Source organism: Streptomyces sp. P5F9 (assembly GCF_057961495.1).
Genome location: NZ_JBXVPZ010000448.1, coordinates 1 through 7859, shown reverse-complemented (window position 1 = coordinate 7859; position 7859 = coordinate 1). Strand labels below are relative to the sequence as shown.

The 7859-nt window shown below is 70.6% G+C and carries 7 protein-coding genes and 1 pseudogene; 7 read left to right on the top strand and 1 reads right to left on the bottom strand.

All coding sequences use genetic code 11. The features are described from left to right. From AC31A1_RS42025 to AC31A1_RS42015, 3 genes and pseudogenes are all read left to right on the top strand, one after another. A pseudogene (locus AC31A1_RS42025) lies at positions 1-373 on the top strand (amino acid ABC transporter permease); the annotation flags it as partial. Then, a complete protein-coding gene (locus AC31A1_RS42020; RefSeq protein ID WP_489658351.1) occupies positions 370-1164 on the top strand; it encodes an amino acid ABC transporter ATP-binding protein in 795 nt (264 codons plus the stop codon). The pseudogene AC31A1_RS42025 and the gene AC31A1_RS42020, both read left to right, overlap by 4 nt. Next, positions 1161-2444, top strand: coding sequence for an NAD(P)/FAD-dependent oxidoreductase (locus AC31A1_RS42015; RefSeq protein ID WP_489658350.1), 1284 nt, complete (start codon positions 1161-1163; stop codon positions 2442-2444). Before AC31A1_RS42020 ends, AC31A1_RS42015 begins: the two co-directional genes overlap by 4 nt. On the opposite strand, the gene AC31A1_RS42010 is transcribed toward AC31A1_RS42015, so the two are convergent. After that, a complete protein-coding gene (locus AC31A1_RS42010; protein WP_489658349.1) occupies positions 2441-4588 on the bottom strand; it encodes an MMPL family transporter in 2148 nt (715 codons plus the stop codon). The two genes, AC31A1_RS42015 and AC31A1_RS42010, sit on opposite strands and share 4 nt — an antisense overlap. A 203-nt stretch (positions 4589-4791) precedes the next feature. Between AC31A1_RS42010 and AC31A1_RS42005 the strand changes: the two genes are divergently transcribed. The 4 genes from AC31A1_RS42005 to AC31A1_RS41990 all read left to right on the top strand — a co-directional run. Beyond that, entirely contained in the window at positions 4792-5283 is a 492-nt protein-coding gene (locus AC31A1_RS42005; RefSeq protein ID WP_489658348.1) for a hypothetical protein, read from the top strand. A gap of 144 nt (positions 5284-5427) precedes the next feature. Further along, positions 5428-5733 carry an MSMEG_0570 family nitrogen starvation response protein gene (locus tag AC31A1_RS42000; RefSeq protein ID WP_489658347.1) on the top strand — a complete coding sequence of 102 codons (306 nt, stop codon included), beginning with the start codon at positions 5428-5430 and terminating at the stop codon, positions 5731-5733. Then, positions 5730-7046 carry an MSMEG_0569 family flavin-dependent oxidoreductase gene (locus tag AC31A1_RS41995; protein ID WP_489658346.1) on the top strand — a complete coding sequence of 439 codons (1317 nt, stop codon included), beginning with the start codon at positions 5730-5732 and terminating at the stop codon, positions 7044-7046. Before AC31A1_RS42000 ends, AC31A1_RS41995 begins: the two co-directional genes overlap by 4 nt. Positions 7047-7095: 49 nt before the next feature. Beyond that, positions 7096-7859: amidohydrolase family protein (locus tag AC31A1_RS41990; protein WP_489658345.1), on the top strand; the 764-nt coding region annotated here is incomplete at its 3' end.

Below are 7859 nucleotides of genomic sequence, written 5' to 3'. Positions count from 1 at the left end.
GGGCCGGGTGGGCATCTTCGTCCACATCGTGCTGCCGCAGGCGGTCCGGCAGGCGCTGGCCGGCACCAACACCATGCTGGTCGACCTGCTCAAGTCCACCTCGCTGCTGGTCACCGTGTCCGCCGCCGAGTTGATGTCGGAGGGACGGCTCATCACGTCCGCCACCTTCCGGGCGCTGGAGGTGTACCTGGTCATCTCGGCCATCTACTTCGCCCTGTGCTATCCGCTCTCCCAATTCCTTCTGCTGCTGGAGCGCAAGGTGCGCGCGGGCGTCCCGCTGTCCCCCTGGCGACGGCGCCGGGTGCGTACGGCGCGGGCGCTGCTCGCCGCAGAGCTCGGCACGGGGGCCAACCTGAAGGAGCCGGCCGTATGACCGAGCCCGTCACCACGGCGAAGACCGACCCAACTGCCCCTGCGGAAGCGATCGTTCGGATCGAGGGGCTGAGCAAGTCCTTCGACGGCCGGCTCGTGCTCGACGACGTGAGTCTTGAGGTCGGCCGCGGCCGGATCGTCAGCGTCATCGGCCAGAGCGGAGGCGGCAAGACGACCCTGATGCGCTGCGTGAACCTGCTGGAGCGGCCCGACCGGGGCACGGTGGAGGTCGCCGGGGAGGTGGTGCACCGCGACGGCGGCATCGTCTGCCGCGATCTGCCCGGGCTGCGCCGCACGGTCGGCATGGTCTTCCAGCGTTTCAACCTCTTCCCCCATCTCACGGCCGTGGAGAACGTCGTGGTCGCCCAACGCAAGGCCGGCGTACCGGAGTCGGAGGCCCTGGAGCGGGCCGTCGCCCTGCTGCGCCGGGTCGGGGTGGCCCACCGCGGCCTCGCCCTCCCCGACCGGCTCTCCGGCGGTGAGCAGCAACGCGTCGCCATCGCCCGCGCGTTGGCGCTCCGGCCCGAGGTGCTGCTCTTCGACGAACCCACCTCCTCCCTGGACCCGGAGGCCACCCGCGAGGTGCTCAGCGTGATGCGCGAACTGGCCGCGGACGGCATGACGATGCTGCTGGTCACCCATGAACTCCCCTTCGCCCGCGAGGTGTCCGACCACGTCGTCTTCGTCGACGGCGGCCGGATCGTGGAGGAGGGCCGTCCCCACCAGGTCATCGACCACCCGGAACAGGCCCGCACCCGCGAGTTCCTCGCCTCCTACGGATCGACGTCATGACCGGGCAGGGCGGTCCGGTCGTCGTGGTCGGCGGCGGCGTCGTGGGCCTGTGCACGGCCTACTACCTGGCCGAGGCCGGCCTGGAGGTGGAGGTCGTCGAGCGGCGCGCTCTGGGTTCCGGGGCGTCCCGGGGCAACGCGGGCTGGGTCTGCCTCAGCCATTCGACACCGGTCCCGGCCCCCGGCGTGGTGCGCTACGCGCTCCGCTCCCTGGGCCGCCCGGACTCGCCCCTGTATCTACGGCCGCTGCCCGATCCGGCGTTCGTACGGTGGCTGTGGCGGTTCTGGCGCAGCAGCACACCGGCCGCGTTCCGGCGCGGCTACACGGCGATCGCCGAGCTGAACCGGACCACGTTCGACCTCTTCGACGGGTTGCGCGCGGCCGGGGTCGAGACCGGTCTGACCCGGCCGGGCATGGTGCACGCGTTCCTCTCCCCCGCCGAGGCCCGCCATCACCTCGCCGTCCAGCGGCAGATGGCGCACGGCCGCTACCCGTTGCCCGACGACGTGGTCACGGGCGACGAGGCCCGCCTCCTCGACCCGGCGCTGTCCCCCCGCGTCCGCGCCGCCTATCTGGTCGAGGGCGAGGGCGTGGTCGATCCGGAGGCGTTCGCCCGTGCGCTGGGCGAGGCGCTCGCCGCGTCCGGCGTGAAGATCCACGAGAACACGGAGGCCACCGGGTTCCGCACCGAGGGCAACCGCGTCACCGCGCTGCGCACCGCGACCGGCGAGATCCCCTGCTCGGCCGCCGTCATCGCGGCCGGCATGCGCTCCTCGGATCTGCTCGGGTCGCTCGGCCATCCCCTGCCGCTCCAGGCGGGAAAGGGCTACAGCTTCTCCGTCGACCTGGACCCGGCGCCCCGGCACACGCTGTACTTCGGCGAGCGCAGGGCCGTCGCCTCGCCGATCGGCCCCACCACCCGCATCGGCGGCACGATGGAGCTGAGCGGCAACAACAACCGCCTCGACTGGCGCCGTATCGTCGCCGTCGCGCTCGCCAGCCGGCACTATCTGGGCCGCTGGTTCGACGACCCCGACGACCTGGTGAGCCTCATCCGCGACCCGTGGGTGGGCGGCCGGCCCTTCCTCCCCGACGGGCTTCCGGTCATCGACCGCGTCCCCGGGCACGACAACGCCTTCGCGGCGACCGGGCACGGCATGCTCGGCGTCACCCTCGGGCCCGTCACCGGGCACCGCCTCGCCGAGTACGTCCGCACCGGCCACCGCCCCGAGACACTCACGCCGTTCCGCTTCGGCAGGAGGTCCTGGGCGGGGGCCTAGTCGGCGGGTGGCGTCGGCCCGAGCACGGAAGGTTCCGGGTGCGGATAGGACGGCTGCACGCGCAGTGGGCGGGCCGCCCAGGCGGGCAGGTGCCAGTTCCAGCCGCCGAACAGGGAGACGAGGGAGGGGACGAGGAGCATCCGCACGACGGTCGCGTCTAGCAGGATGCCGATGCCGAGGCCGGTCGCCAGCGTCTTGAGGTCGGTGCCCGGTCCCGAGGCCAGTGCGGCGAAGGCGAGGAAGAGGATGAGTGCGGCGCTGGTGACGAGTCGGCCGGTGCGTCCGATGCCCTCGACGACCGCGTCGTCGGTGGTGAGGCCGGCGTCGTACTCCTCCCGGATGCGGGAGAGGATGAACACCTCGTAGTCCATGGACAGTCCGAACAGGAACGCGAAGATCATGATCGGGATCCAGAACGTGACGGCCCCGGTCGCGGCGATGCCGAAGAGCGTGTTCGAGCCGTGGCCGTCCTGCCAGAACAGCACCATCAGACCCAGTGTCGCCGCCAGCGAGATCAGGTTGAGCAGCACCGCCTTCAGCGGCAGCAGCAGGGATCGGAAGGCGCGCACGAGCAGGACGTACGTCAGCAGCGCGATGATCGTGAGCATCAGCGGGAAGTTGCCGTAGACGGCGTGCAGGAAGTCGATCTGTGCCGCGCCGACGCCGGCGACACCGACGACGCCGGGCAGGTGCTCGGTGGCGGTCTTGACCCGTCTGACGACGTCGACACTCTTCGAGTTCACCGTCTCGGTGTCCGGGATCACGACGACGATGCTCTGTCCGCCCCGGCTGCCGGCGGGCCCGGTCGGCACGAGCACGCTGGTCACACCGTCGACCTTGGCCAGCTCGGCGGCGACAGGTTTCGCCTGGTCGGTGCTGACCAGGACCTCCATCGGGGTCAGCGCGCCGGTCGGGACGCCGCCTCGTTCCAGGGTGTGCAGGGTCTCGTAGGCCGGACCGCTCTTGGCCAGCGACTCCGAGGAGGCGAGGCCGATCTTGATGCCGAGGAAGACGCCGACGAGGACCGCGAGCGCGGCCAGGGCGGCGGCGGCCGCGATCCAGCGGCGCCGTACGACGGCGGCGGTCCAGCGGCTCCAGAACCGGCTCGCCCGGTTCTCGTGCCGGATCTTGGGCCAGTCGACCTTCGGCCCGATGCCGCCCAGGATCGCGGGGGTCAGGGTGAGCGTCGTCAGCACGCTCGCGAGCGGGATGAGCGCGCCGCCGTAGCCCATGCTGCGCAGGAACGGGACCGGCAGGACGACCAGGGAGAGCAGGCCGATGGCGACCGTGACGCCGCTGAACACGATCGCGTGCCCGGCGTGCTGCATCGCGACCACGACCGCCTCGTGGTTGTCCCGGCCTCGGTCGCGCTCCTCCCGCCAGCGGGTGACGAACAGCAGCGAGTAGTCGATCGCCACGCCCAGGCCGATCAGGGCGACCAGGAACTGCACGATGAACGACACGTCGGTGGCATAGGTGAGCGGCAGCAGCATCACGAAGGTCGCGAGGATCGACACCGCGGCCACGAGCAGCGGCAGCAGGGCGAGGAAGGAGGCGAACACGAAGGCGAGGACGGCGAGTGCGCCGACGGCGCCGAGGAGCGTCTCGCCGAGCACCCCGGGTCCACCACCGTTGTCGCCGCCGGAGGCCAGCGGGTCCTCGCCGGTCACCCCGATCACCGCGCCCGCCGGACTGGCCTTCTCGGCCGCCGCGTGGATCGGATCGGTCAGCGCCTTCTGGCTGGGTGACGGGTTGAACCGGTAGAACACCAGCGCGTAGGCGGTGCGGTCGTCCTTCGTCCGGAAGGCCTTGTCCCCGGTGTTCGCCTCGTCGATCACGCGCAGGCCCGGTACCGCCGTGCCTGTGGCCGTGAACACCTTCGCGACGTCCGTCTCGTGACCGGTGATCGTCTGCCCGGCCGGAAGGGTGACCGCGACCAGATAGGGGTTGGTGTCGCCGCCGCTGCCGAAGGCTGCCTCGATCTTGTGCGCGGTCACGGTGCCGGGCTGGCCGGGCAGCGAGAAGTCGATCGTCAGCCGGTCCGTCGTACGACCGGCCAGCAGGATGCCGGCGACCAGAACCAGGCCCCAGAACGCCACCACCGCTTTGCGATGCCGCAGAACGAATTCGGCCCACCGTCGCATACCGGACCCTCCCCGGGTCGTAGGTTGCGCGAGTTTAGCCCGCCGCCCAGATTCTCCGCTATCGGAGCGATCCATCCGTTTTGACGGGATCCGGAAGCGTGGAATCCGCACCCGCCGCCTCGGGAAGAAACGGCGCCGAAGGGGGCGTTGGCTTGGAAGTAGTACTGGATCACCACCGGACGTCTGAGAACGGAGCAGTCGAGGTGAGCGACGCGATGAACGCCGACACCCGCAACCGGGTCGAGGCCCCCTCTCCGACGCCCGACGTGCTGGAGCGGGTACGCCGGCACCGGCGCCACACCCTGGAGCTGCTGACCGTCTGCGCCGTGGGACTGATCCCGTGGACGGTCCTGCTGGCGGTGACACTGCCGTCCGGGTACGAGGTTCATCAGTGGCGCCTGACCTGGGTCGGCTTCGACGTCCTGCTCGTGGTCGCGATGGCGTCCACCGCGCTGCTCGGCTGGCGGCGGAACCGCGCCGTCGTCCTGGCTGCGCTCTCCACGTCGGTCCTGCTGATCTGCGACGCGTGGTTCGACGTGTCCCTCGCCTTCGGCACGTCGGAGATCTGGTGGTCGGTGGCGTTGGCACTGTTCGTCGAACTGCCGCTGGCCTTCTACCTGATACGCCGGGTGATGGGGATGATCTCGCTCGCCCATTGGCCGTCCGCCGAAACGTCGACGGGCGGTGACAAATAGCTGACACCGCCCCCGAGTCGCGGTGAGGTTTTCGCAACTCCCCTTTGTTCCCGATGACTTCGTTCGGAAATCCGCAGGGCTGAAGTTGGTCGCCATGGAGAGCGGCGAGGTGGCAAGACCTCGGCGCGCGGCATGGAGGATGTCATGCCCGAGATGTATTTCGATGTGCGCTGGCCCGACGGACTGACCCAGCGCTGCTATTCACCCTCCACGGTAGTCGAGGACTACTTCACCCCGGGCGCCGAATACGAGCTCACCGAATTCGTCGAGCGCAGCCGTACAGCACTCGGTATCGCCGGGGAGCGTGTACGGGAGAAGTTCGGCTTCTACTGCACCGGCGCCTCCGGCCAACTCGCGCGGATAGAGCGGACGGCCGCCGCGTACGGCGACATCGACGGCGCCAAGGTCACGGTCGAGGCCCTCACCGGAGCCGACGGGAGCCTCCGATGAGCCCGGCGACACGGCTGGCCGGCGCGCACTACTCGGTGGCCGTGGTGGGCGGCGGCCAGGCGGGACTCTCCGTCAGCCACGAGCTGCGTGAACGCGGCATCGACCACGTGGTGATCGAGGCCCACCGGGTCGGACACGAGTGGCGCGAGCGCCGCTGGGACTCCTTCTGTCTGGTGACCCCCAACTGGCAGTGCAGGCTGCCCGGTTACCCCTACCAGGGCGACGACCCCGACGGTTTCATGGTCCGCGACGACATCGTGCGGTACCTGGAGGCCTACGTCGCCCACTTCCGCCCACCGCTCGTCGAGGGCGTGACGGTCACCCGGCTGCGCCGCTCCCCGAGCGGAGTCTTCGAACTCGCCACGACGGAAGGGGACTTCAGCGCCGGCCAAGTCGTCATAGCGACCGGCCCGTACCACACCCCCTCCCTCCCGCCGATGGCCCAGCGGCTGCCCGACTCCGTCACCCAGGTCCACTCCTCCCGCTACCGCAACGCGGCCCAACTCCCCCCGGGCGCCGTCCTGGTGGTCGGCACCGGCCAGTCCGGCTGCCAGATAGCCGAGGACCTGCACCTCGCCGGACGCCAGGTCCATCTGGCCGTCGGCAGTGCGCCACGCGTCGCCCGCTTCTACCGCGGCCGTGACTGTGTGGCGTGGCTCGACGAGATGGGCCACTACGCGAAGAGCATCGACGACTTCGACGACGCCGGCGCGGTCCGGATGCGCGTCAACCACTACGTCACCGGGCGCGACGGAGGCCGCGACATCGACCTGCGCGCCTTCGCCCGCGACGGCATGCGGCTGTACGGGCGGCTGACCGAAGTCGGCGGTACGGCACTGGAGTTCGCCGACGACCTCAAGGTGAACCTCGATCACGCGGACGCCGTGGCGGAGGGCATCAAGGACGCCATCGACGCCCACATCACCGCCCAGGGCATCGCGGCACCGGAGGAGCCCCGCTACGTACCCGTGTGGGAGCCGGACGACCAGCCGCGCGAACTCGACCTTGCCCAGGCCGGCATCACGTCCGTCGTCTGGTCGACCGGGTTCCGCCGCGACCACCGCTGGATAGAGGCACCGGTCTTCGACGGCCGCGGCTACCCGATGCACTGGCGCGGCGCCACCAGCGTCCCCGGCCTGTACTTCCTCGGCCTGCCCTGGCAGCACTCCTGGGGTTCGGGACGCTTCGAAGCGGTGGGCAGGGACGCGGAGTTCCTGGCGAACCACATCGAGGCGTCACGCCGCCTGGCCGACGTCTGCGGCACCCTCACCGGCGCCCCCACCGACCTCGCCTCCGCCCTCCCGATCGGCTGAGGCGGAGGAAGAGGAGAGGAAGAGGAGAGGAAGAGGAACGGGACGACACATGGTCTACGACGCACACCGCCACATCGGCGTCCTGCCCGCCTACCCCTTCTACGGCGGCCCGCCGGTCAACCCCGACACCAACGCCCGCGCCACCGTGAAGCAGCTGATCGCCGACCTGGACGCGGAGGGCACCGAACGCGCCCTGGTCATCCCGAACTACGGCGTCCCGGACCCCGCGATCGCCTTCTCCTTCAACGAGTTGGCGATCGAGGCCGCCCAGACCGACGACCGCATCCGAGCAGGGCTGTGGGTCTCCCCGCGCCCCGAGGACCAACAACGCACAGCCCAGGCACTGGAGTTGGCGGGCGAGCGGGGCGTGAAGGCGCTCAAGCTGAGCTTCCTGCTCGGCGGCCGTCCCACCGACCCCGCCTGCCGCCCCCATCTGGACCGTATCTTCGCCGAGGCGGCCCGGCACGGGCTGGTGGTGCACGTCCACACCTCCCCCGGTGCCGCCTCCGACATCGACGAGGTCGGCCACCTGGTCGACTGGTACGCCGACCAAGTCCCCGTCCATCTCGTGCACTTCGGCGGCGGGATGAGCGGCCACATCAAGCTCGCCGGTTCCCGGTTCTTCGACTGGATCACCACCGGCAAGCACGTCTACACCGACCTCTCCTGGGCCATCGGCTTCACTCCCCGCTGGCTGGCCCAGGAGATCGAGCGCCGCGGCACTGGCCACGACCGGGTGCTCTTCGCCAGCGACCAGCCGTGGGGCGACTTCACGGGCGAGTACGCCCGCCTCGCCGAAGCGACCGGCGGCGG